The organism is Vibrio sp. YIC-376, assembly GCF_052353105.1.
GTDB lineage: Bacteria > Pseudomonadota > Gammaproteobacteria > Enterobacterales > Vibrionaceae > Vibrio.
Genome location: NZ_JBBWFK010000010.1, coordinates 72,918 through 95,790 on the forward strand (window position 1 = coordinate 72,918; position 22,873 = coordinate 95,790).

Sequence of the window (22,873 nt, forward strand, 5' to 3'; positions counted from 1 at the left end):
TTTCGTTGCCCTAGCATTTAACGGAAAGTACCACCATGTCGAATCAACACACTGAATTGAAACAGCAAATCGTTTGGGATCAAGCAGTATTGGATAAGTACAACTATTCCGGTCCTCGCTATACATCGTACCCGACAGCTTTAGAGTTTCATGAAGCCTTTACCATCTCTGATTATGATATGGCTTGCGCTCAGTACCCTGATCGTCCGTTGTCGTTGTACATCCACATTCCGTTCTGTCATAAGCTTTGCTACTACTGTGGTTGTAATAAGGTTATTACCCGTCATTCGCACAAAGCCGACGAGTACCTTGATGTTCTTGAGCATGAAATCCGTCAGCGTGCTTCTTTGTTGGTTGGCCGCACAGTAACGCAATTACATTTTGGTGGTGGTACACCAACGTTCTTGTCTGAAAAACAGATTTCGCGCGTGATGAACTTGTTGCGTCAGGAGTTTTTCTTCAGCGACGATGCTGAGATCAGCATCGAGGTCGATCCGCGTGAAATTGAACTCACCATGCTGGATCACCTGCGTAGTGAAGGATTTAACCGTCTGAGTATTGGTGTTCAGGACTTCAATAAAGAAGTACAGAAACTGGTAAACCGCGAGCAGGACGAAGCGTTCATTGTTGCTATGGTTGCACGTGCGAAAGCGCTGGGGTTCCGCTCTACCAATCTGGACTTGATCTACGGTTTGCCGAAGCAGACTAAAGAGTCTTTTGCTAAGACGCTACAACAAGTGCTTGAAATGCAGCCGGGGCGTCTGTCAGTGTTTAACTATGCCCACATGCCGCAGCTCTTTGCCGCGCAGCGCAAGATTAAAGATGAAGACTTGCCGCAAGCTGAAGAAAAGATGGCGATTTTACAAGATACTATCGCGACGCTAACCGATGCGGGTTACCAGTTTATCGGCATGGATCACTTTGCCAAACCGGATGACGAGCTTGCGGTCGCACAGCGAGAAGGCGTATTGCATCGCAACTTCCAGGGTTACACCACTCAGGGGGAGTGCGATTTAGTCGGTTTTGGTGTCTCGGCGATTTCTATGATTGGGGATGCTTACGCACAGAACCAAAAAGAGCTGAAGAAATACTACGCTCAGGTGAATGAGCTGCGTCATGCTCTGTGGAAAGGTGTCTCGCTCGATGCCGATGATTTGCTTCGTCGTGAAGTGATTAAACAACTGATCTGTAACTTTAAACTGGATAAAAAGGCGATAGAGTCCGAGTTTAAAATCAAGTTTAACCAGTACTTCAAAGAAGACTTAGCATTGCTGCAAACCTTCATCAATGATGAGCTGGTGGAAGTGGATGATAACGAAATTCGTGTGACTTTACGTGGTCGCCTTCTGATTCGTAACATCTGTATGTGCTTCGATAAATACTTACGTGCGAAGGCTCGTCAGCAGCAGTTCTCCCGAGTTATTTGATTTATCTAATTATTCCGGATACAAAAAATGCCAGCAAATGCTGGCATTTTTGATGATTTTACACGAAATTAAACGCGATCTTTTACTTTCGCTTTCAGCGCAGATTTTTCGGCGTCTGATAAGAAAGCCAGCTCAAGACCATTGATCTGTGCCTGACGAATCTGCTCTTGGCTAAGCCCTGCTGCTGGAGCGGCTACTTCATATTCGTAAGGCAGTTCAATTCCTTCCACCGCTGGATCATCAGTGTTCAGACACGCAAGTACGCCATGTTCAAGGAACTGCTTTAGCGGGTGGTTCGCGAGTGAATCAACCGTGCTGGTCTGAATGTTTGAAGTCAGGCAAGATTCGATACCAATACGGTGTTCCGCCAGATAATCCATCAGTTTTGGATCCTCAATCGCTTTCACACCGTGACCGATACGGGTTGCTCCTAACTTATTGATCGCTTGCCACATACTTTCTGCGCCTGCGGCTTCACCAGCGTGAACCGTTACGTTAAGTCCTGCATCACGAACCTGCTTAAAGTGAGAAACAAAACGATCACCCGGCTGGCCCAGCTCGTCACCTGCAAGGTCAACGGCCACAATGTGGTCTTTCTGACTAAGAATTCCGTCCAGTTCTTGTTGGCATGCATCGGTACCGAACGTGCGGCTCATGATGCCGATTAGGTTGGCTTTTACGCCGAAATCACGCATACCAGCTTGTACTCCATCCACGACGGCTTCTACGACACCAGCAACTGGTAGTTTGTGCTTCATCGCCATGTAGTAAGGTGAGAAACGCAATTCGGCGTAATCAATTTGAGCGTTAAGCGCGTCTTCTACGTTTTCGTAAGCAACACGGCGGCATGCATCTAAATCGCCAAGTACAGCAACGCCCCAGTCAAGCTTAGAAAGGAAAGCAACAAGAGAAGGTTCCGCTTCGACAATTTGAACGTGTGGAGTCAGAGACTCGATATCGTACGCAGGCAAAGCAATACCAAATTTTTGGCCAAGCTCAAGAATGGTCTTAGTACGAATGTTACCGTCAAGATGACGGTGCAAATCAGTGAGAGGAAGGTTCTTAGTTATCATTAGGTCGATCCGGATCGTTATGTACTGGAACTAGCCCCAAACATTATCTGTGACAATAAGTGGGTGAAGATTGCAGCTAAGTATAATTAACAGGTTAGTAGATTGTCAGTAGAGTATGATCAGGAAATCATCGATTCTCGCTCTTTTCTACTTCATGTTAACCAAATATGTTGACCATTCTTCCAGTGGTAGAGGACGGCTGTAATAATAACCTTGAACCTGATGGCAGCCTATTGAGCGCAGCAACTGAGCCTGAGTGCTGTCTTCTACGCCTTCGGCGACAACCGTTGTTTTAAGGCCTGCGGTGATATTAATTACCGCGGCGACAACGGACCTATCCAGATTCTCTTTAGTTAATTGACTGATGAAAGTACGGTCAATCTTCAGACAAGTAAAGGGCAGGGTGTGCAGATAGCCGAGCGACGAGTAACCGGTACCGAAGTCATCTATCGCGATACCTATGTCCATATCGCGAAGCTTTTTCATGTTCTCTAGCGTCGTTGGGCCACTGTCAATAATGCGTGACTCCGTGATCTCCAGTGTCAGGTTGCTGGCTGGTAATTTAGTCACGTCCAGCACGCGTGTAACGCTATCGACAAAATCCGGGCAGGATATCTGATTGACTGAAATGTTCACATGTAACTGGAAATCTGACGGCCACCGTTTATTTGCGATAGCTTGGTAGGTATCACGGCATGCTTGAAGCATGATTTGTTGACCAATAGCTTTGATCATGCCGTTTTCTTCTGCGATTGGAATGAAATCCAATGGCGATATCATGCCGGATTCGCTGTGCCAGCGCGCCAGTGCTTCAGCTCCACATATGTTGCCAGTGGCCAAATCTATGATGGGTTGATAATAAGGAACAAACTCTTGTTTCTCCAATCCGGCTTGAATTTTGGTCACCATCTGTGTGCGGAATTTTGAAGCGCTTGCGAGCTCCGGGCTGTAATGACAAACACCAGTCAGGGTATTTTGCTTTGCATAACTCAGAGCAATACTGGCATTGCGCAGCCACAGTGACATATCTTCACCTTGCTTGGTTTGTACAATGCCAAGTGAGATTTTCATCACTACCGCCTCTTCTTCCGTAATGAATGGGGTCACAAACAGTTGCTGTAAACGGCGTTCTATGAGTCGTAGATCATCACTACTCTGTACGCTATGTATGAAAATGGCGAATTCGTCTCCGCCGATTCTGGCCAGCAGGGTATCATCTTGAAACTGTTGTTTAAGTCTTCCCGCGATGTCGATCAGTAGTTGATCGCCATTTTGATGCCCAACACTGTCATTGATATCCCTAAATCTGTTGATACCGAGTAAAAAGAGCGTTCCCTGGCAGCGGCAGAGTTGGTTGCCACACATTTCTACTAGCCCCTGGCGGCTGTACAAACGAGTGAGTGAGTCATAAACCAACTGGTCATGTAAGGCAGTAAATGAGGCTTTCAGATTAGCGGCCATTTCATTAAACGCTTGAACAAGAACCGTGGTCTCATACACATAGCCCGGCTTAGGCATGTTACTTTCCCAATCACCTTTCGCCAGGTGTAGCGCTGCCGCTGCGGTTGAATTTATCGGTTGGGTGATGCGATTGAAAATTAGCCAGCAGCTCGCAACGCCAATTAAGCTAACAATAATGCCAACCAGCCAGCTTTTTTCTTGGCCACCTGGCAGCATACCGAGCAAATCTGTCCCAGAGATAGAAGTTACGATGAACCAGTTTATACCGTTTGGATCGGTATAAGGTGTCAGTCGGCCAAAAAAACGTTGACCGTCGTGGTCAAATGCAAAGGTATGAGGTTGGGCGGTGTTAATCAGATCAAGTGTAATGATGTGGCCAGCGCTAACCTGAATGATGGGGTCAGTGCTTTCTGAGGCAAACAAGCGTTGACCTTTGTCTGAAAAGCGAGAGCCCCAAGAGACAACACTGCCAGCTCCTGAATGCGCGACCAAACGATGCTCTTGATCTATGATAAAGAGCGAGGCTTTGGTATTTTTTGCTATCTCACGAAGAAACTCGTTAAACGTATTAAGCCGGACATCGGTGACTAATACGCCCGCTAACTCTTGTTTAAGATACACTGGGGCCATGGCGGACAAAGTAATGTCTTGGCGTTCATCGGCGTTACTGTAAATGCCTGACCACATCGGTCTGTGGCTTATGGCTACCGGTTGGTACCAAGGGCGGTTGCGTGGTTCATAGGAGGTAATGACAGAGCGTATATCGTTACTGACCCGACTGGTTCCGTAGATAAAAAGATCACCACCAGTTTGCTGGTTTTGAAGCATTAAGGTGTAGTCATCGGAAAGCTCGTGGCGAAAACCGGTAAAGTCACCATTTGCAGAGCCAAAGGCTATCACATCCAGCTGCGGGATAGATTCAGAAAGCGTTTTAAATGTACTGAGTAAGTAGGTTTGGATCTCGTCGGAATCGATAGGGTGGAAGAGGTTGTGATGATTGACACTGTGAGCGAGCGTCGTCACGGCAGTAAAGGGCTCATTAAGAAAACAGTTAAGACGTTCGTGGACACTATTCGTTAAAACCGACAGCTGCTTATCACTGATGTCGGCCACCACCGCTTCATAGCTCTGCTTTTGGACGTAGACCATTACACCGATAGCCAACAGGAAAATCATCACAAATGGGATGAGAACAGCGGTACGTAGCGTAATCTGAGTCGTAGCAGTAGACATTGCCTATTCACATAAAGGGTGGTGCGCCATCATTATACTGATACATCTGTTAATATTTAATGACAGTCGAGCTGCAATATTATCCTAATGGTCAGTATAATTCTTTTAACTTTCTGGTGAGTGTATTTCGTCCCCAGCCTAATACTTTAGCGGCATCTTGCTTGTGACCTTTAGTGTGCTCTAATGCTGCTTCCAATAAAATGCGCTCAAATTCTGGCAAAGCGTAAGAAAGTAGTTCTTTATCTCCTGCTGCTAGTGATTGACGAGCCCAATCAGCCAATTGTTCTTGCCAGCTACCTTGTGTTGAATCCGAGATGGTTTTCTTTTCTTGCAGCAGTTCAGAAGGTAAATCGTTAGGCAAGACTTCACTACCGCTGGCCATAACGGTTAGCCAGCGACAAATGTTCTCTAATTGACGTACGTTACCCGGCCAGTCCAATTTATTGAGTATTTCAACAGTAGAAGGATGGAGTGTTTTAGTCTCTACCCCGAGTTCATCTGCAGCGCGCAATAGAAAATGCTGAGTCAGTTTTTCGATATCCTGTTTACGCTCACGGAGAGCTGGAATCTGCACTCGAATAACGTTTAAGCGGTGGAACAAGTCTTCACGAAAATCGCCTTCGTGAACCAGTTTTTCCAGATTCTGGTGAGTCGCAGCAACGATACGTACATCAACACTGATCGGCGAGTGACCGCCTACACGGTAGAATTGGCCATCTGCGAGAACGCGCAATAAGCGAGTCTGGATATCCAGCGGCATATCACCGATTTCATCCAAAAACAGCGTACCGCCATTTGCCTGCTCGAATCGGCCTTGGCGAACATTATTAGCGCCGGTAAATGCGCCTTTCTCATGACCAAACAGTTCCGATTCAATCAGGTCTTTCGGGATCGCAGCCATATTGAGCGCAATAAATGGTTTGTTGGCTCGTGGACTATGGCGATGCAAGGCATGAGCAACAAGCTCTTTACCCGTACCTGACTCACCATTGATCAATACTGAAATTGAAGAGCGAGACAGACGACCGATCGCGCGAAAGACTTCCTGCATCGCCGGTGCTTCACCAATGATTTCTGGCGTTGCAGCTGGGATATCCTCTGGCGCTAAATGCACGCGCTTGTTTTCATGGCTGTGCGCTATCGCTCGCTCAACCAACGTCAGAGTCTCATCAATATCAAATGGTTTAGGCAGGTATTCAAATGCCCCTTTTTGATACGCATTAACCGCCGCATCCAGATCGGAGTGAGCGGTCATAATGATGACGGGCAGATCCGGATAATCTCGTTGAACTTGTTTTAGCAGCTCTAGGCCATCGATACCTGGCATTCGAATATCAGAAACCAGAACGTCAGGAACCTCTCGCTCTAATGCCATTAATACGCTTTCCGCGTCAGCGTAGGTCTCGCACTTTATGTTGGCTGAAGAAAGTGTTTTTTCCATCACCCAGCGAATTGAACTGTCGTCATCAACGACCCAAACATATCCTTTACTCATCTACTAGTCCTTGCAGCAAAACCGGAAAATTGACACATAGCTAAAAGCTTAAGCATGGTCATATCGGCAAATAAATTGTGAAATTAGTGTGGCCTGGCCAGCTCTCAACATCGATTTTTCCGTTGTGCTGGTCGATCAGGTTCTGTGAAATAGACAGTCCGAGTCCGGTACCGCCTTCTCGGCCACTGACCATTGGGTAAAACAATGTGTCCTGTAAATCTGGTTGAATGCCTGGTCCGTTATCCGTTATCTCAATTCGCGCGGCCAACTTGCAGCGTTTACCGTGAATATTGGCTTGGTGCACCGTTCTGGTGCGAATAGTAATAATGCCGTGCTCTTGATGGGATAGAATTTGTGCAGCGTTGCTAACGATGTTCAACATGGCTTGCTCTATTTGATCCGCGTCCATCAAAATCTCTGGCAAGCTAGGGTCGTAGTCGCGTTCAATGATGATTGAGTTCTGCGATTCTAATTCGACTAATTGACGCACTTTTTCCAGAACCTGATGGAGGTTGGCTTGTCTTTTCTTGCCGGGCTTTTGCGGACCAAGTAAGCGATCGACCAGTGCTCTTAAACGATCGGCTTGTTCGATAATGATATGGGTGTATTCCGTCAACGATGGATCTGGCAACATTTTTTCCAGTAGCTGTGCTGCCCCCCGGAGTCCACCCAATGGATTTTTTATCTCATGCGCCAGACCGCGCACCAGTAACTTGGCGGCTTGTTGTTGTGCGTGTTGGTTGAGCTCCTGCGTCAGTCGACGCTGTTGGTCAATTTTACGCATCTCTACCAGTAGCATGAGTTGTTTTTCCCAGGTGATCGGGCTGACCGTCACTTCCAGCATCAAAGGACGACCATCAACGACGAAAGTCACATCGCTGTCTGTGATACTTTGGCCACTTTGCAGAGGCTGGGTGAGCAGTGCTAAATCCATCGATGCATGTTGGATTAGTTGGGATAATGTCTGCTCGACTATGCGTTTGGCACTTTGTGAAAACAACAGCTCCGCTGCTGGATTGGCATAACGGATTGCCAATCCATCATCGAGAATCAGCGTTGCTGTGACCATATTGTTGAGAATGGCACTAGGAAGATTGGTATCCACATTACGTCCTTGTTTGCGTTATGATTGTGCGACGCACAATAATGGTGCAATAGAACATTGAGTATGGCGAATAATCCTTAGAAGAAAAAGTGAAAAGCGTCGTTTAATTGCTATTTTTTCACTTAATATTCTAATTTGCCCCTTTTACGGTCGGCTTGACACTTGCTCTATGTAAATGCACCGTTATAGGGCTAGTTGATGCAATAAGCTTGCCGCTTCTCTTAGCATGAACGGAAAGAGTGTGAGTTCCTCGGTCAATATTGTTCAACTGCCAGGTTGAATGGTTTTGCGGTGCACCATAAGGGTTACCATCGAGCAGAAGTTGTAATTGTTCACCAATGCCAAGTTTACGGTTCATCTCGAGCTGAACGTCAATCAATCCGCGGTTACTCCGTAGCGTATCGCCATGTTTTGGACTCAGCAGCGTGAGTTGTAAAGGCTGTGGTTTTTCGCTTTGAGCCTGAGGTAATTCCTCTGTTTCCTCGAGCTTGTTTGCTTGGTGTGTTAGGGACTCTGTACTCTCCACTTTAGGTGCGGGTGCCACGGTCTCCAGATTGGGTAGGTCGATGGTTTTAGCGCCCTGATTAGGTGTGTCACTAAAGTGAACCACGCCATTTTTATCGACCCAAGTATAAGCGACTTGTGCTTCTACGAGAGGGGTAATCAGCACGCAATTAAGGGCACATAGAGATGTAATAAGCTGAACTTTCATTGCTCACCTTCTTTTGACCAATACATTCACGTTTGGATGGCTTAGCTCTTTGATTAACAAATAAAAAGAGTCTTAGCGTATTTTAGTTATTCCCTCATGTTAAACGGCTATTCCCGACGGGCGAATACAAAAAAGGCCCGCCTGCGAGGCGAGCCTAAAATTTTGTCACTGTGTTTACATTTTACACAGAATGAACCTTATACAGAGTAGTAAAGTTCAAACTCTAGTGGGTGAACTGCAGTGTTAATACGCTCTACATCTTTTGTTTTCAGTTCGATGTAAGAGTCGATGAAATCATCAGAGAATACGCCACCTGCAGTTAGGAATTCACGGTCAGCGTCTAGACACTCTAGAGCTTGTTTTAGTGATTCTGCAACTTTTGGAATCTCTGCCGCTTCTTCAGCTGGTAGATCGTAAAGGTCTTTGTCCATTGCTTCGCCTGGGTGGATCTTGTTCTTGATACCGTCAAGACCAGCCATCAGCATTGCTGCAAACGCTAGGTATGGGTTTGCTGCTGGATCTGGGAAGCGAACTTCGATACGACGCGCTTTAGGGCTTGGTACCACTGGGATACGGATAGACGCAGAACGGTTACGCGCTGAGTAAGCTAGCATAACTGGCGCTTCGTAGTGTGGAACTAGACGCTTGTATGAGTTAGTTGATGGGTTAGTCAGTGCGTTCAGTGCACGTGCGTGCTTGATGATACCACCGATGTAGTAGATTGCCATTTCAGAAAGGCCGCCGTACTTGTCACCTGCGAATAGGTTAACGCCATCTTTCGCTAGAGATTGGTGAACGTGCATACCAGAACCGTTGTCACCTACAAGTGGCTTAGGCATGAAGGTTGCAGTTTTACCAAATGCGTGAGCAACGTTGTGTACAACGTACTTGTAGATTTGGATCTCATCCGCTTTAGAAGTTAGCGTGTTGAAACGAGTTGCGATTTCGTTCTGACCAGCAGTTGCTACTTCGTGGTGGTGTGCTTCAACCACTAGGCCCATTTCTTCCATGATTAGACACATTGCAGAGCGGATGTCTTGAGAAGAGTCAACTGGAGCTACTGGGAAGTAACCGCCTTTAACGCCTGGACGGTGACCTTTGTTACCACCTTCGATTTCAGAACCTGTGTTCCACGCCGCTTCTACGTCGTCAATCTTGAAGAAAGAACCAGACATGTCAGTAGAGAATTTCACGTCATCGAATAGGAAGAACTCTGGCTCTGGACCAACAAGAACAGTGTCTGCGATACCGATAGAGCGCATGTAGTCTTCAGCACGTTTTGCGATAGAACGTGGGTCACGGTCGTAACCTTGCATAGTTGCAGGTTCTAGGATGTCACAACGGATATTTAGTGTTGAATCTTCAGTGAATGGGTCAAGAACTGCTGAAGATGCGTCAGGCATCATCACCATGTCTGATTCGTTGATACCTTTCCAGCCAGCAACTGATGAACCATCGAACATTTTACCTTCTTCGAAGAAGTCTGCGTCGATTTGGTGAGCAGGAATCGAAATGTGCTGCTCTTTACCTTTTGTATCTGTGAAGCGTAGGTCAACAAACTTTACTTCGTTTTCTTGGATCAGCGATAAAACGTTTTCTACTGACATCTTGGATAACCTCCAGTGTTAAATAAGCGGTAAAAGCTCGATTTATGAACTATTCATTAATTTCGGCATCGATTAATCAAACTAACTTTCATTAACCGATGCTAGTTTTACTAAAGCTAAAACCGTGCCAAAAAAAATATTCCATTAATTTCAATGGATTGTGTTTTTGGATGCTAGTTTGGTGCAAGTCCTTGCACCAAAATGATCCGACACCGCACTTTGTTGGTGCAAGTTTGTTGTTCTTGCACCACGATGTGACAGCTACATTGCTTATTCAGCCCACTTTTTAAGCAATAGTCAATTTGTATTGAACGTCACAGAGAATAAAGTTGTATTTAGTGAAATCGCTTAACAGCAATGAAGGGGGCTTTGTGAGTAGAATTAGTAGAAATGCTAAGGAGTAGATCACATATTTCTAGGCTTTTTGCTAAAATCTGGTACATTATGGCCGTTTTTTTAATCAGCAAATGTCACCAGAGAACATCCGTTCTCAGCTTGGGGGCATTTCATTTATCTAAGTGAATCAATATCCATGGCTACTCCACAGATTGATAAATTAAGAAATATCGCGATTATCGCGCACGTTGACCACGGTAAAACTACTCTGGTTGACAAGCTGCTACAACAATCAGGCACGCTTGAGTCTCGCGGTGAAGCTGAAGAGCGAGTCATGGACTCGAACGACATCGAGAAAGAGCGCGGTATTACTATCCTTGCTAAAAACACAGCAATTAACTGGAACGATTACCGTATCAACATCGTAGATACTCCGGGACACGCGGACTTCGGTGGTGAAGTAGAACGTATCATGTCGATGGTAGACTCTGTACTACTTATCGTTGATGCAGTTGACGGCCCAATGCCGCAAACTCGTTTCGTTACACAAAAAGCATTTGCTCACGGTCTTAAGCCAATCGTTGTAATCAACAAGATTGACCGTCCTGGTGCTCGTCCTGACTGGGTTATGGACCAAGTTTTCGACCTATTCGACAACCTAGGTGCAACTGACGAACAGTTAGACTTTAAAGTGGTTTACGCATCAGCACTAAACGGCTGGGCAGCACTAGAAGAAGGCGAAACTGGCGAGAACATGGAACCGCTATTCCAAACTATCGTTGATCAGGTAGCGGCACCAGAAGTTGATCTTGATGGTCCACTTCAGATGCAAATTTCTCAGCTAGACTACAGCTCTTACGTTGGTGTTATCGGTGTAGGCCGTGTTACTCGTGGTAGCGTTAAGGCAAACCAACAAGTAACGGTAATCGGTGCAGATGGTAAAACTCGTAACGGTAAAGTGGGCACAGTAATGGGCTACCTTGGCCTTGAGCGCCACGAGACAGATCAGGCAACAGCAGGCGACATCATCGCAATCACTGGCCTTGGTGAGCTAAAAATCTCTGATACGATTTGTGCTCAAGGTAATGTTGAAGCGCTACCAGCACTGTCTGTTGATGAACCAACAGTAACCATGACGTTCCAGGTAAACACGTCTCCATTCGCAGGTAAAGAAGGCAAGTTCGTGACTTCACGTAACATCCTTGAGCGTCTGGAGAAGGAACTGGTTCACAACGTTGCACTTCGTGTAGAGCAAACAGACGATCCAGATAAATTCCGCGTATCAGGCCGTGGTGAACTTCACCTGTCTATCCTGATCGAAAACATGCGTCGTGAAGGCTTTGAGCTTGCAGTATCTCGTCCAGAAGTAATCATCAAAGAAGAAGATGGTCAGCTAATGGAACCGTTTGAAACGGTAACCATCGACGTGATGGAAGAGCACCAAGGCGGTATCATGGAAAACATCGGTATCCGTAAAGGTGAGCTAAAAGATATGGCTCCAGACGGCAAAGGCCGCGTGCGTATGGATTTCGTAATGCCATCTCGTGGTTTGATCGGCTTCCAAACTGAGTTCATGACGCTAACATCTGGTTCTGGTCTTCTTTACCATACGTTCGATCATTACGGTCCACACAAAGGCGGTAACATCGGTCAACGTGTTAACGGTGTACTGATCGCAAACGCAGCAGGTAAAGCGCTAACTAACGCACTGTTTAACCTTCAAGAGCGTGGTCGTCTATTTATCGGTCACGGTGTAGAAGTTTACGAAGGCATGGTTATCGGTATTCACAGCCGCGATAACGACCTGACAGTAAACGCACTGAAAGGTAAGCAGCTAACCAACGTTCGTGCATCTGGTACGGATGACGCGCAGGTTCTTACTCCACCAATCATCATGACTCTAGAACAAGCTCTAGAATTCATCGATGACGACGAGCTAGTAGAAGTTACACCTGAAAGCATTCGTATCCGTAAGAAGTTCCTAACGGAAAGCGATCGTAAGCGTGCTTCACGTTCAGCGAAGTAATTTGCTGTAACGGATTAGATTAAGAATAAGCCCCGGGTTATGCTCGGGGCTTTTTGCATTTAGGGCTTTCTGTATTTAAGGAAGATAGGAGGTAATAACAATGAATCCGATAGTGATCACGGGTGGACCTGGCGCGGGTAAAACAACATTGTTAAACGCGTTGGGGGAGCTGGGGTATGCCATCTTTGCTGAAGGCTCCCGCACCTTAATAGAGCAGCAAAGTCAGCTGGAGGAGGGAATCTTACCGTGGAGCAACTTACCTGAGTTTGCCAGATTGTGCCTTGAGTTAATGAGTGAGCAAAAACATCAGGCGCTCAGTCACGAAGTGGCGTTCGTTGATCGCGCGATTCCCGATATTATGGCTTACTTGCGTGTAGGTGGTTGCGACGTTGAGCCCGCTTTCATCTCGCAGAGTGCTGGGTATCATAGTCAGGTGTTTACTTGCCGACCTGAAGCCACTATTTATGTGCAAGATGAAATCCGTCCGCACAGTTTTGAAGAAGCACTAAAAATCCACCAAACACTAGTAGATATCTACGCTGGGCTGGGTTATCAGGTAGTAGAAGTGCCTTGGGGAACGGTGAAAGAGAGAGAGGCGTTTATTCGCAGAGTAACCTGTCTAGATGACGAGGTCAGAAGCTAACACCTCCTCATGAGGAGGAGGTGTTGAGTCGGTGAAATTACTTTTGATTGAGCTTATTCAAGAACTTGTCCGACTCGGCGATCGCTTCATTCATTTGCTTGATTGCAAACTGAATGTCTTTCTCTAAGTTCGAGAACTCACCCTGCAACGACCCAATTGCACTTGCATTGAGGTTGTGTTTTAAATACAAGGTGTTATCGCGTAGAGTGTTCAATACCGGTGTCATCTTTTTCTCGGCACGTTTCATGGCGCTGAGCATAGTTTTGTAAGATGCCTTGGTTTCACGTAGTTTCTGTTCACTGGAACGGCGCAGTTTTGCACTGGTGTACAGATCAAGCTCGTCTTGCCATTCTTCAAACAGGGCATCAGAGACATCTTCAATGGCAGCGATACGATCGCGGACATCTTGAGCCGCTTTCTCACTGTCTTCATATTTGTCGTTTATGTTGTTGTAAACACTCTCCAGCTCACCACCGTCAAAATTGGTCAGAGCGGATAGGGCTTCCAGAGCGCTGGTGAACTCTTCCTGAGCATCTTGTTGAGACTCTTTGGCATCTTCAACACGGTCTACCATGATGTCGCGCTTGTGGTAACCCACTTGCTCCATTGCTGAGTAATAAGCAGATTGACACCCTGTTAAAGTAAAAATTGATAGTACAATTGCTAATAAATAAGGCATTTTTATGTCCTAGATGCTAATTATGGAATGAACTATGAACCAGTTATCAGAGAGTTACAAGGCGAGATTGAGCAATCTACTGCCAAGTAGCGTCGCTTTTTTGAAGTATCTTCTCAAGCGCTTGGCGCACGATCGCGTGAATGTAAATGCAGGCTACCTTGCCTATATCACTTTGTTGTCAATTGTACCGATGTTAACGGTACTGTTGTCAATATTGTCGAAATTCCCCGTTTTTGCGAATGTCGGAGGGGTATTGCAAGGATACATCATTGAGAACTTTGTGCCAGCGTCTGGTGAGGCGGTGCATACCGCGCTGCAAGCGTTTGTTGCCAATACTGGTAAAATGAGTGCGGTTGGCGGTGCTTTTTTATTCGTTGCTGCATTGATGTTGATTTCTAATATCGATAAGAACCTCAATTACATTTGGCGAGTCGCAGAGAAGCGTCGCTTCGTCTTCTCTTTCTCAATGTATTGGATGGTGTTAACGCTTGGCCCAATCTTGGTTGGCGCCAGTATCGCAGCGACTTCCTATGTGACATCACTGCAGATCTTAGAGAATGAGACCTTATCCGGTGCATTTAATCTGTTTTTGCGCTGGTTGCCTTTGTTATTGTCATTTTCTGCCTTTTTAGGACTGTACATTTTGGTGCCAAACAAAAAAGTCTATCTGGCTCATGGAGCCATCGGTGCAGCGCTGGCGGCGATTTTGTTCGAACTGAGTAAGAAAGGCTTCGCACTTTATATCACCCAGTTTCCATCCTATCAGCTGATATACGGTGCACTGGCCGCGATTCCTATCTTATTTGTCTGGGTTTATCTGTGCTGGATGATAGTGCTGATTGGTGCTGAGGTGACTGCTGCTCTTGGTGAGCGAGAGCACTGGAGTGAAGACCTGGACATGATACACTCGGTCGCAGAATCTCAGTTAGCAACGAAAGGAAGTGAGCGTAGTGATAGCTCTAATTCAACGAGTCAGTGAAGCAGCCGTCCGTGTTGATGGTGAAGTGGTTGGGGAAATCGATAGAGGTCTGCTTGTCCTGTTAGGCGTCGAGCGGGACGATGATGAAGCCAAAGCAAAGCGTTTGGTGGAGCGTGTGACCACTTACCGTGTGTTTGAAGACGAAGAAGGTAAAATGAACCTGAACGTTCAACAGGTGGATGGCAAGATATTGGTTGTTTCTCAATTTACTCTGCCAGCGGATACCAAAAAAGGAACTCGTGCGGGATTTTCTCGAGGTGCGCACCCGGCAGATGCAGAACGTCTTTATGATTACTTCTCTGACTTAAGTGAACAGGTGTTACCAACAGAGCGTGGTCGCTTCGCGGCCGATATGAAAGTGTCATTAGTTAACGATGGACCAGTGACGTTCTGGTTACAGGTCTAATCTGGTAACGCAATGGCAATAGTCTAAGCTTTAACTCCAGGCACATGGAATTAGCTTGGGGTTATTTTCTCTGACATTTGTTTGTTTTGTTCTTTCAAAGGATTGATATGTTCAAACTCATTACTCCAAAAACCGAAAACCAGCTTAATAAGTATTATCAGTTTCGTTGGCAGATGTTGCGTGAGCCATGGCGAATGCCGATGGGTTCAGAACGCGATGAATATGATGGTATGAGTCACCATCGCATGATAGTGGATGGCCGAGGCCGACCAATGGCGATAGGACGCTTGTATATTACCCCAGATAACGATGGCCAGATTCGCTACATGGCGGTGAAGAGCAACCGTCGTGGTAAAGGGATGGGGTCGCTAGTGTTAGTGGCTCTGGAGTCTCTTGCGCGCCAGGAAGGTGCGAAACGTTTGGTATGTAATGCCCGTGAAGATGCGATCTCATTCTATGAGAAAAGTGGTTTTGAGCGTCGTGGTGAGCTCACCGATGAGCGTGGTCCGGTGCGTCACCAGCAAATGGTCAAGCGTTTGGATCCGATGGCGAATGTTCTTCGTCGTCCAGATTGGTGTACCGAGCTTCAGAAGCGATGGGAGCAGCAGATCCCAATCAGCGACAAGATGGGGATTAAAATTAACCAGTATACTGGCTATCAATTTGAATGTTCTGCCCAGCTGAACCCTAACCTCAATCCTCACAACACCATGTTTGCTGGCTCTGCTTTTACGTTGGCGACACTGACTGGGTGGGGGATGACCTGGTTGCTACTTAAAGAGCGCGGCCTGCATGGCGATATTGTTCTTGCTGACAGTACGATTCGTTATCGTCAGCCCGTGGAGCAAAATCCAGTTGCCAGTACTTCGCTTGATGGGATCAGTGGCGATTTGGACCGTCTTGCATCAGGGCGTAAAGCTCGCATCGTTATTCATGTCGTAATTTACAGTGGTGACACACCCGCAGTTGATTTTGTCGGAACCTATATGTTGTTACCGAATTATTCGAAATTACTCCGCTGCTAACTCTTCATTAGTAGCAAGATCATCTGCCGTTGGTTCATCTTCTTCTATCACATCTTCGACCGTTTCTTCTTCCTGCAGCTCAATGTTGATTTCTGAGATAGGGGCTGCAGGTTCGGCCTCTTGCTGAGTGTGCTCTGGTTGTTCAGGAATTTTTTCTGCGTTTTCGGTTTCACTTGTTGCTGGTTTGATGCACTCATTAGCCACCACATCTTGATTGAAAAGGTCACCTTTGATTACTCCGCAGCGTTCTTGCAGTTGATACTCCAGGCCGCTTAATGGATTGTCAGCAAGATCGAAAGCGCCGGATATTTTACCCTGAATCGCATTGCCTGAAATGATGATTGGCTGAATAGTGACTTCCCCGCGATTTGCTTGTAGTCGAAGTGGGGACAACGTGATGGATTTAAGAGACTGGTCGGCTTGTGAGCGTAGTGTGGTTTTACGCATATTGGCTGCGACATTCCCTGTTAAGCTGTAAGCCAACATATTATGGTCTCCGGCCAGACCTCGTAGCTCAAGGTTCAGATCAGATAAACCGTCTACGGCTAGCGTCTCAGGCAGATAAGAGTGGAACAACAGCAGAGGAATGCCATCCGCATTTAAGTTGAGCGTCCATGGTTGGCTGGTGGTACTGACATCTATTTGTCCGTAGCCTTCGATATAGCCCTGTTCTAATGGGGCGAACAATCGGGTCAGTTGCCAAAGACCATTGTCGCTTTGAGTAGAAAATGCGGCATGCGATGAAAGCACCTGATTGTAACTGGCGTTAACGACGCTGGCGTCAAGTTTACCATTCCAGACAGCCCAGAGTGCTCCTAAACGCTGTATTTCAAGCTGACGACCCTCTAAACTCAAACCTGATAGCTGCCAGTACGGCTCTTGGGCTAATTGAATGATTTGGCTGTACTCAATATCAAGTTTCGCTATATCCACTTCTTTAAGTTCGTTGGTCGCTGCCTTCCACCAATCTGTACTTTCATTTGGCTGCATCGCCCATTTCAAACCTTGAACCGAGGCGTTTTCTATCTGCCATTTTGTTGGTTGGAACTGACCAGACAGCTGAACGCGACCTTGCTGCCAATCAAGATAGAGTTCTTTAAGCTCGATCAGTTGTGGAGTTAATGTCGCGTTTAAACGTGGCTCTATTGCAGTCTGCTGTTGGAATCGGACGCTATCGGCCTGTAGAGAAACCTGCGCTTTTGCCTGCCAAAGCGAGAAAGGAAAGTCAGCGTTTTCTACCGAAAGATCTAAGTTCTGCCAGTGCCATTCACCCCACTCGATATCAGCGTTGAGCAAATCTAAGCTATTAATATGGCTGATTTTAAATGGGATTTCCTGCCAAGGTTTAGCCAATATCGACTGCAGTTGTGCAGTGTTCATTTTTAGCTTGTCGATAGTGACATTCACCAGAGACCAACCTTCAGGGTATTGTTCACCCTGTCCGGAAACCTGGCCGCCTCGCCACTTGAAAGATGAGCCATAAAGCGTGCTATCTACTGGTCGATAATTCAAATCAACCAGAACGTCATCAAACGCCTCACCATTCCAGTATATTTGAGTCGCAGAAAGCTGTATCTCACCATACGGCAGCACATGTTCAGTGTTGTGCCAGTTTGGTGACTGGACTTGTAGACTTAATCCATTGATGACAAGTTGGTTATTGGAATAATCGAGGTTCTTAACCGCGATTTGATGGAACTGAACAGTGTCGAGATTGGGCAACGCAGGCAGCCCGTTTTGTAAGTTCACTCCATCGATAAGTAAGCTGTCCACAATCCATTTTCCGTCACGACGAATATCTGGATTCAGCCATAAATCGAATTGTTCAATGTAGGTGGTGTACTCGTTTCCGGTGCTGATCCCTTGCACTTGAATGTGATAAGGATAATCGTAGCGCACCTTTTCTGCTTTGATTGGCAGATTCAGATGCTCGGAAAGAAAGGCCCAGGTCTGGTTGGCGTAGGAGGTGGTGAGCAGCGCAACAACGGTTGCCGGAATGGCAATCAGTAAAACAAGTAACAGAATTAGAATTCGAAGCGCTGTTTTCATTCCTGCCAGAACCTATGTGAAAGTATGGAAGCCTGACTTTAGCTTGTATCAATCTGGAGAGGGATTCAATAAAAAGCCCCTAAAAATAGGGGCTTGTAGGATATTTTGGTAACTAAGTCACCTTCAACTCAGTCTTTCGCGTGGCATTAGTCAAGCTGTGGACCAGCAGAAACCAGAGATTTACCTTCTGCGTTGTCTGTGTACTTATCAAAGTTTTTGATAAAGCGTTCTGCTAGATCTTTTGCTTTGCTTTCCCACTGCAGTGGGTCAGTGTAAGTTTCACGCGGATCCAGAATGCCTGAATGTACACCTGGTAATGAAGTTGGTACTTCCAGGTTGAAGATTGGAATGTGCTTAGTTGGTGCGTCTTCAATCGAGCCATCTAGGATCGAATCGATGATGCCACGCGTATCTTGAATCGAGATACGCTTACCAGTGCCGTTCCAGCCAGTATTCACCAAGTAAGCCTTGGCACCAGCCGCTTCCACACGTTTAACCAGTACTTCTGCGTACTTAGTTGGGTGAAGAGTAAGGAACGCTGCACCAAAACATGCCGAGAAGGTTGGCGTTGGTTCAGTAATACCACGCTCTGTACCGGCTAACTTGGCAGTAAAGCCAGAAAGGAAGTGGTATTTAGTTTGCTCCGGAGTCAGTTTAGACACTGGAGGAAGTACGCCAAACGCATCTGCAGAAAGGAAGATCACTTTATTGGCATGACCGCCTTTGGAGACAGGTTTCACAATGTTGTCGATGTGATAAAGCGGGTAAGACACACGGGTATTTTCTGTCTTAGAGCTGTCATCAAAGTCGATAGAGCCATCGTCACGTATGGTGACATTTTCTAACAATGCATCGCGACGGATTGCGTTGTAGATATCTGGTTCAGCTTCTTTTGACAGTTTGATGGTCTTCGCGTAGCAGCCGCCTTCGAAGTTAAACACACCGTCATCATCCCAGCCGTGCTCATCATCACCGATCAATTCACGTTTTGGATCGGTAGAAAGGGTGGTTTTGCCCGTACCAGACAAGCCAAAGAAAATCGCAACGTCGCCATCTTTACCCATGTTCGCACTACAGTGCATTGATGCGATATCTTGAAGAGGAAGGAAGTAGTTCATCATTGCGAACATGCCTTTCTTCATCTCACCGCCGTACCATGTACCACCGATAAGTTGCATGCGCTCAGTCAGGTTGAACACAGTGAAGTTTTCAGAGTTAAGGCCTTGTTCTTCCCATTTCGGGTTGGTGCATTTCGCACCGTTCATCACCACAAAATCTGGCTCAAACGAGGCGAGCTCTTCTTCTGTTGGGCGGATGAACATGTTTTTAACGAAGTGAGCTTGCCACGCAACTTCAGTAACAACACGAATGCTCAGGCGTGTATCAGGGTTCGCACCACAGTAACCGTCAATCACAAACAGGCGTTTGCCCGAAAGTTGGTTTGTCACTAACTCTTTTAGCTCATTCCAAACTTCTTGGCTGATAGGCTTGTTGTCATTTTTTACCGTGTCAGAAGTCCACCACATGTTTTCTTCTGTCGTTGCATCTTTCACGATGTATTTATCTTTTGGTGAGCGACCAGTAAAGATGCCTGTATCAACAGCAACTGAACCTAATTCAGTAACCACGCCGCGCTCGTAACCGGTTAGTCCTTCACGCGTTTCTTCCTCAAACAGCACTTCGTAGCTTGGGTTACGTATAACCTCTGCGACGTTGTGCAGTCCGTGCTTGGTTAGATCAAGTGTTGCAGCCTTATTATGTTCCATAACGGTCATAGGTGCTCCTTATAAGGATTTTTGTAGGGATTTTGTAAGAATGTTTTTATTTTTTTATCTGCTCACCATGCTAGCAACGGGGTGGGGAGAAAACAGGGAGATAGTTCAAAAATTATCCATATTTTCAATGAGGTTTTAGGTAACCCGTCACATATTGGCTGGAATAGTTTATCGTGCGGGCAATCCATTACGCTAGGGCAAAAGGATTATTAATTACTTAAAATTAAGCAGTTATTTTATTACGCTCAAAGCGAGGTGTTACGGGGGTCGGATCACAAAAAGGCCAGCATGCGCTGGCCTTTTGACGGGAAAATTACGTGCTTGGTAAGCTGTAAAAATTAATGCAGCGTTTTAGTTCCTGAAGCAGCTTGCATATAGAGTTCTGCAACTTCTGATTCATCAAACGTATAAGTGGTACCGCAGTAATCACAGTGTAAAGACACAGCTCCTTCCTCGGCCAAAATGTCATAAATTTCCGCTTGTTCAACAGTGACAATTGCTGCACCGCTGCGTTCACGGGAACAGCCGCACTGGAATGACACAGGCTGAGGCTCGTACAGGCGCACTTTATCTTGGTTGTATAAGCGGTAAAGTAGCTCATTGGCTTCTAAACCGAATAACTCTTCGTCTTTTACTGTATCAGTCAGCTGCTCTAAGTGCTCAAAGTCATCAGGAGAACCAGTGCCATCAGGCATAACCTGAATTAGCATACCTGCTGCATGCTGTTTTCCTTCGAATTCACCTGTACGGATCCAAAGGCGAGTTTTTAGCTGCTCAGAGTTCGCGAAATAGCCTTCCAGTACTTCAGCCAGATTGTTACCTTCTAATCCAACAACGCCTTGGTAACGTTCACCCATTTTAGGTTCGATGGTGATTACCATATGACCTTTACCCATCATATCGTGCAAGTTCGCATCATCGGCGATATCGCCTTCCCAGCGAGCAACACCACGAATTTTCTGCTTGTCATCGCCATTAATTACCGCAAGAGAAACAGGACCATTGCCTTGCAGTTGGATCGTGATAGAGCCTTCGAACTTAAGCGTTGCTGTTAAAAGTGTGGTTGATACGAGTAGCTCGCCCAACAGTTTTTGTAATGCTGCCGGATATTCCTTGCTGGAGATAATACGCTGGTACGCTTCATCCAATTGTACCAACTCGCCACGAACTGAAAGATCTTCAAATAGGTAGCGGTTTAAAACATTATTTGCCATGGAGTGATTTCCTCGTAGTATTTCCGGCTTTTATTGGTTCTTGAACTTAATGATATCTCGGCGCTGCTTTTTATCTGGGCGGCGTTCCGGACTTGGGTTGTGGGCATTAAGCTTACGTTGTGTCGCGTGTTCCTCACGTTTCGCTATACTTTCATTAGTTTCGCGATACAGAGTCTGTGCGATTGGTGCGCCTTTACGCTGATCAGAGATTATCTCGATGATAACCGTTTTTTCTTCGTTGCCTTGACGAAGTCTTATTTCAGCGCCCAATTCAACGATTTTACTCGGCTTTGTTCGTTGACCATTATAGTGGACTTTACCGCCATCGACCATGTTACGAGCGATAGAGCGGGTTTTATAAAATCTTGCGGCCCAAAGCCATTTATCTAGCCTGACGGCTTCATTTAGGGAACTCATACAGAACTACACTATCTAACCACTGCTTTTTAAGGCAATGAGTGATGGATTATTCACCTTCAAATGGAGTCAAGGTCTATTTTTTTCAAGGGAGTTGGCAAAAACCGAAGAAGAAAAAAGGTAACCAATATTCGTTATGGTATAGTTTACTGCTATTTGTTTAATAGTAATTTTACTGTCATTTTAGCAAGATAGAGTCGATGTTTTTTTTATAGCTGGTTCGACCTACATCGAAAGAAAGGAATCAATTTAGTGAAGCGAATAGAGCTGAGTGCTGGATTATCAAGCAGCCCGCTACTGGCTCAGATGAAATCCAACAACCTCGCGATTCAAACCAAGCTTAGTTTGCTGTTTACTTGCTTATTTATTGCGCTAACTGGGTGGGTGCTCGCGAAAATAGTGTGGTTAGCGATACCTCAAACATCTGATGTGAGTTCTTGGAAACCATCAGCAAGCAATGCTATTGCCAGCAACAAAAATGACGCCATTGATTTTAATGCCCTTCAGAATGCACACTTATTCGGTCAGTACACAGAACAGAAACCTGTCATCATCGAAAAACCAGTTGTTAAAGACGCGCCGAAAACTCGACTAAACTTAACTCTCGTGGGGGCTGTGGCTAGCAACCAGCCGCAAACTAGCTTAGCGGTGATAGCGAATAGTGGTAAGCAAGCGACGTATGGCATTGGTGAAGAGATCGAAGGTACACGTGCGACGCTTAAGGCAGTGTTAGTGGATCGAGTGATCATCGAGAACCAAGGCCGTGACGAAACCCTCATGATGCAGGGGATTGAGTATAACAAGCTATCGGAATCACCGAAGGCGAGACGTTCTCAGCCTGCTCAGCAAGCTGCGGCATCAGCTCCAAGCGATAAACTAGAACAAATTCGTGAAGAGATTTCTCAAGATCCGAAGAGCGTCTTTAAATACATCAGTATTTCGCCAGTGAAAAATGGTGATGACATTGTGGGCTATCGAGTAGCGCCGGGTCGTGATGCGGCATTGTTTAATGATGTGGGCTTAGAGCCTGGTGATATCGCAGTGCAGCTAAATGGGATCGATTTAAGTGATCCGGCATCTTCAGCAGAAGTGATGCAAATAATGAGCGATCCGCAAGAGCTGAATTTGACTGTTGAGCGTGATGGTCAACAGTACGAGATCTATATCCAATTATAATACTTAGGCTATCAGCGTAAGTGTAGGGAGACATA

Annotated in this window: 18 protein-coding genes; 7 read left to right on the forward strand and 11 right to left on the reverse strand. The window is 46.1% G+C overall.

Annotation, left to right across the window (positions count from 1 at the left end; all coding sequences use genetic code 11):
* Positions 1 to 35: 35 nt before the first annotated feature.
* Entirely contained in the window at positions 36 to 1,427 is a 1,392-nt protein-coding gene (gene hemN / locus WJM94_RS18180; RefSeq protein WP_444495608.1) for an oxygen-independent coproporphyrinogen III oxidase, read from the forward strand.
* A 68-nt stretch (positions 1,428 to 1,495) separates the two neighbouring features.
* Here hemN and add read toward each other — a convergent pair whose 3' ends face one another.
* From add to glnA, 6 genes are all read right to left on the reverse strand, one after another.
* The gene (gene add / locus WJM94_RS18185) at positions 1,496 to 2,500 is read right to left on the reverse strand and encodes an adenosine deaminase (RefSeq protein WP_444495609.1); all 1,005 of its coding nucleotides are present in this window, start codon (positions 2,498 to 2,500) and stop codon (positions 1,496 to 1,498) included.
* 147 nt (positions 2,501 to 2,647) lie between these two features.
* Positions 2,648 to 5,194 carry a bifunctional diguanylate cyclase/phosphodiesterase gene (locus tag WJM94_RS18190; protein ID WP_444495610.1) on the reverse strand — a complete coding sequence of 849 codons (2,547 nt, stop codon included), beginning with the start codon at positions 5,192 to 5,194 and terminating at the stop codon, positions 2,648 to 2,650.
* 91 nt (positions 5,195 to 5,285) lie between these two features.
* On the reverse strand, positions 5,286 to 6,689 hold the full coding sequence (glnG, locus tag WJM94_RS18195; RefSeq protein WP_444495611.1) for a nitrogen regulation protein NR(I): 1,404 nt from the start codon (positions 6,687 to 6,689) through the stop codon (positions 5,286 to 5,288).
* Positions 6,690 to 6,747: 58 nt separating this feature from the next.
* Positions 6,748 to 7,794 carry a nitrogen regulation protein NR(II) gene (gene glnL, locus WJM94_RS18200; RefSeq protein WP_444495612.1) on the reverse strand — a complete coding sequence of 349 codons (1,047 nt, stop codon included), beginning with the start codon at positions 7,792 to 7,794 and terminating at the stop codon, positions 6,748 to 6,750.
* 130 nt (positions 7,795 to 7,924) lie between these two features.
* Positions 7,925 to 8,506, reverse strand: coding sequence for a DUF4124 domain-containing protein (locus tag WJM94_RS18205; protein ID WP_444495613.1), 582 nt, complete (start codon positions 8,504 to 8,506; stop codon positions 7,925 to 7,927).
* Positions 8,507 to 8,703: 197 nt separating this feature from the next.
* A complete protein-coding gene (gene glnA / locus WJM94_RS18210) occupies positions 8,704 to 10,113 on the reverse strand; it encodes a glutamate--ammonia ligase (RefSeq protein WP_444495614.1) in 1,410 nt (469 codons plus the stop codon).
* Positions 10,114 to 10,645: 532 nt separating this feature from the next.
* Between glnA and typA the strand changes: the two genes are divergently transcribed.
* Positions 10,646 to 12,475, forward strand: a complete 1,830-nt coding sequence (gene typA, locus WJM94_RS18215; protein WP_444495615.1) for a translational GTPase TypA — start codon at positions 10,646 to 10,648, stop codon at positions 12,473 to 12,475.
* Between the two features lie 100 nt (positions 12,476 to 12,575).
* Complete coding sequence (locus WJM94_RS18220) at positions 12,576 to 13,118, forward strand: AAA family ATPase (RefSeq protein WP_444495616.1); 543 nt, start codon at positions 12,576 to 12,578, stop codon at positions 13,116 to 13,118.
* 37 nt (positions 13,119 to 13,155) lie between these two features.
* Here WJM94_RS18220 and WJM94_RS18225 read toward each other — a convergent pair whose 3' ends face one another.
* On the reverse strand, positions 13,156 to 13,797 hold the full coding sequence (locus WJM94_RS18225; protein ID WP_444495617.1) for a DUF2959 domain-containing protein: 642 nt from the start codon (positions 13,795 to 13,797) through the stop codon (positions 13,156 to 13,158).
* A 34-nt stretch (positions 13,798 to 13,831) separates the two neighbouring features.
* Here WJM94_RS18225 and WJM94_RS18230 point away from each other — a divergent pair, with 34 nt between their 5' ends.
* The 3 genes from WJM94_RS18230 (at position 13,832) to WJM94_RS18240 (ending at position 16,207) form a co-directional block, all read left to right on the forward strand.
* Positions 13,832 to 14,776, forward strand: a complete 945-nt coding sequence (locus WJM94_RS18230) for a virulence factor BrkB family protein (protein WP_444495618.1) — start codon at positions 13,832 to 13,834, stop codon at positions 14,774 to 14,776.
* A complete protein-coding gene (dtd, locus tag WJM94_RS18235) occupies positions 14,748 to 15,182 on the forward strand; it encodes a D-aminoacyl-tRNA deacylase (RefSeq protein WP_444495619.1) in 435 nt (144 codons plus the stop codon). Before WJM94_RS18230 ends, dtd begins: the two co-directional genes overlap by 29 nt.
* 107 nt (positions 15,183 to 15,289) lie before the next feature.
* Positions 15,290 to 16,207 carry a bifunctional GNAT family N-acetyltransferase/hotdog fold thioesterase gene (locus WJM94_RS18240; protein ID WP_444495620.1) on the forward strand — a complete coding sequence of 306 codons (918 nt, stop codon included), beginning with the start codon at positions 15,290 to 15,292 and terminating at the stop codon, positions 16,205 to 16,207.
* Here the strand turns inward: WJM94_RS18240 and WJM94_RS18245 are convergent.
* The 4 genes from WJM94_RS18245 to hslR all read right to left on the reverse strand — a co-directional run bounded on the left by WJM94_RS18245 (position 16,193) and on the right by hslR (position 21,662).
* The gene (locus WJM94_RS18245; protein WP_444495621.1) at positions 16,193 to 18,256 is read right to left on the reverse strand and encodes an AsmA family protein; all 2,064 of its coding nucleotides are present in this window, start codon (positions 18,254 to 18,256) and stop codon (positions 16,193 to 16,195) included. The two genes, WJM94_RS18240 and WJM94_RS18245, sit on opposite strands and share 15 nt — an antisense overlap.
* 146 nt (positions 18,257 to 18,402) lie before the next feature.
* Positions 18,403 to 20,031 (reverse strand): phosphoenolpyruvate carboxykinase (ATP), encoded by a 1,629-nt coding sequence (gene pckA / locus WJM94_RS18250; RefSeq protein ID WP_444495622.1) that lies wholly within the window; start codon positions 20,029 to 20,031, stop codon positions 18,403 to 18,405.
* Between the two features lie 338 nt (positions 20,032 to 20,369).
* Positions 20,370 to 21,245, reverse strand: coding sequence for an Hsp33 family molecular chaperone HslO (gene hslO, locus WJM94_RS18255; protein WP_444495623.1), 876 nt, complete (start codon positions 21,243 to 21,245; stop codon positions 20,370 to 20,372).
* 30 nt (positions 21,246 to 21,275) lie between these two features.
* Positions 21,276 to 21,662 (reverse strand): ribosome-associated heat shock protein Hsp15, encoded by a 387-nt coding sequence (hslR, locus tag WJM94_RS18260; RefSeq protein ID WP_444495624.1) that lies wholly within the window; start codon positions 21,660 to 21,662, stop codon positions 21,276 to 21,278.
* Positions 21,663 to 21,914: 252 nt separating this feature from the next.
* Between hslR and gspC the strand changes: the two genes are divergently transcribed.
* Positions 21,915 to 22,838 carry a type II secretion system protein GspC gene (gspC, locus tag WJM94_RS18265; protein ID WP_444495625.1) on the forward strand — a complete coding sequence of 308 codons (924 nt, stop codon included), beginning with the start codon at positions 21,915 to 21,917 and terminating at the stop codon, positions 22,836 to 22,838.
* Positions 22,839 to 22,873 lie beyond the last annotated feature (35 nt).

What these genes read in the sequence shown, in the direction of transcription:
- hemN (WP_444495608.1), top strand. Translation starts at nt 36, where the DNA reads ATGTCGAATCAACACACTGAATTGAAACAGCAAATCGTTTGGGATCAA.
- add (WP_444495609.1), bottom strand. Translation starts at nt 2,500, where the DNA reads ATGATAACTAAGAACCTTCCTCTCACTGATTTGCACCGTCATCTTGAC.
- WJM94_RS18190 (WP_444495610.1), bottom strand. Translation starts at nt 5,194, where the DNA reads ATGTCTACTGCTACGACTCAGATTACGCTACGTACCGCTGTTCTCATC.
- glnG (WP_444495611.1), bottom strand. Translation starts at nt 6,689, where the DNA reads ATGAGTAAAGGATATGTTTGGGTCGTTGATGACGACAGTTCAATTCGC.
- WJM94_RS18205 (WP_444495613.1), bottom strand. Translation starts at nt 8,506, where the DNA reads ATGAAAGTTCAGCTTATTACATCTCTATGTGCCCTTAATTGCGTGCTG.
- glnA (WP_444495614.1), bottom strand. Translation starts at nt 10,113, where the DNA reads ATGTCAGTAGAAAACGTTTTATCGCTGATCCAAGAAAACGAAGTAAAG.
- typA (WP_444495615.1), top strand. Translation starts at nt 10,646, where the DNA reads ATGGCTACTCCACAGATTGATAAATTAAGAAATATCGCGATTATCGCG.
- WJM94_RS18220 (WP_444495616.1), top strand. Translation starts at nt 12,576, where the DNA reads ATGAATCCGATAGTGATCACGGGTGGACCTGGCGCGGGTAAAACAACA.
- WJM94_RS18225 (WP_444495617.1), bottom strand. Translation starts at nt 13,797, where the DNA reads ATGCCTTATTTATTAGCAATTGTACTATCAATTTTTACTTTAACAGGG.
- WJM94_RS18230 (WP_444495618.1), top strand. Translation starts at nt 13,832, where the DNA reads ATGAACCAGTTATCAGAGAGTTACAAGGCGAGATTGAGCAATCTACTG.
- WJM94_RS18240 (WP_444495620.1), top strand. Translation starts at nt 15,290, where the DNA reads ATGTTCAAACTCATTACTCCAAAAACCGAAAACCAGCTTAATAAGTAT.
- WJM94_RS18245 (WP_444495621.1), bottom strand. Translation starts at nt 18,256, where the DNA reads ATGAAAACAGCGCTTCGAATTCTAATTCTGTTACTTGTTTTACTGATT.
- pckA (WP_444495622.1), bottom strand. Translation starts at nt 20,031, where the DNA reads ATGACCGTTATGGAACATAATAAGGCTGCAACACTTGATCTAACCAAG.
- hslO (WP_444495623.1), bottom strand. Translation starts at nt 21,245, where the DNA reads ATGGCAAATAATGTTTTAAACCGCTACCTATTTGAAGATCTTTCAGTT.
- hslR (WP_444495624.1), bottom strand. Translation starts at nt 21,662, where the DNA reads ATGAGTTCCCTAAATGAAGCCGTCAGGCTAGATAAATGGCTTTGGGCC.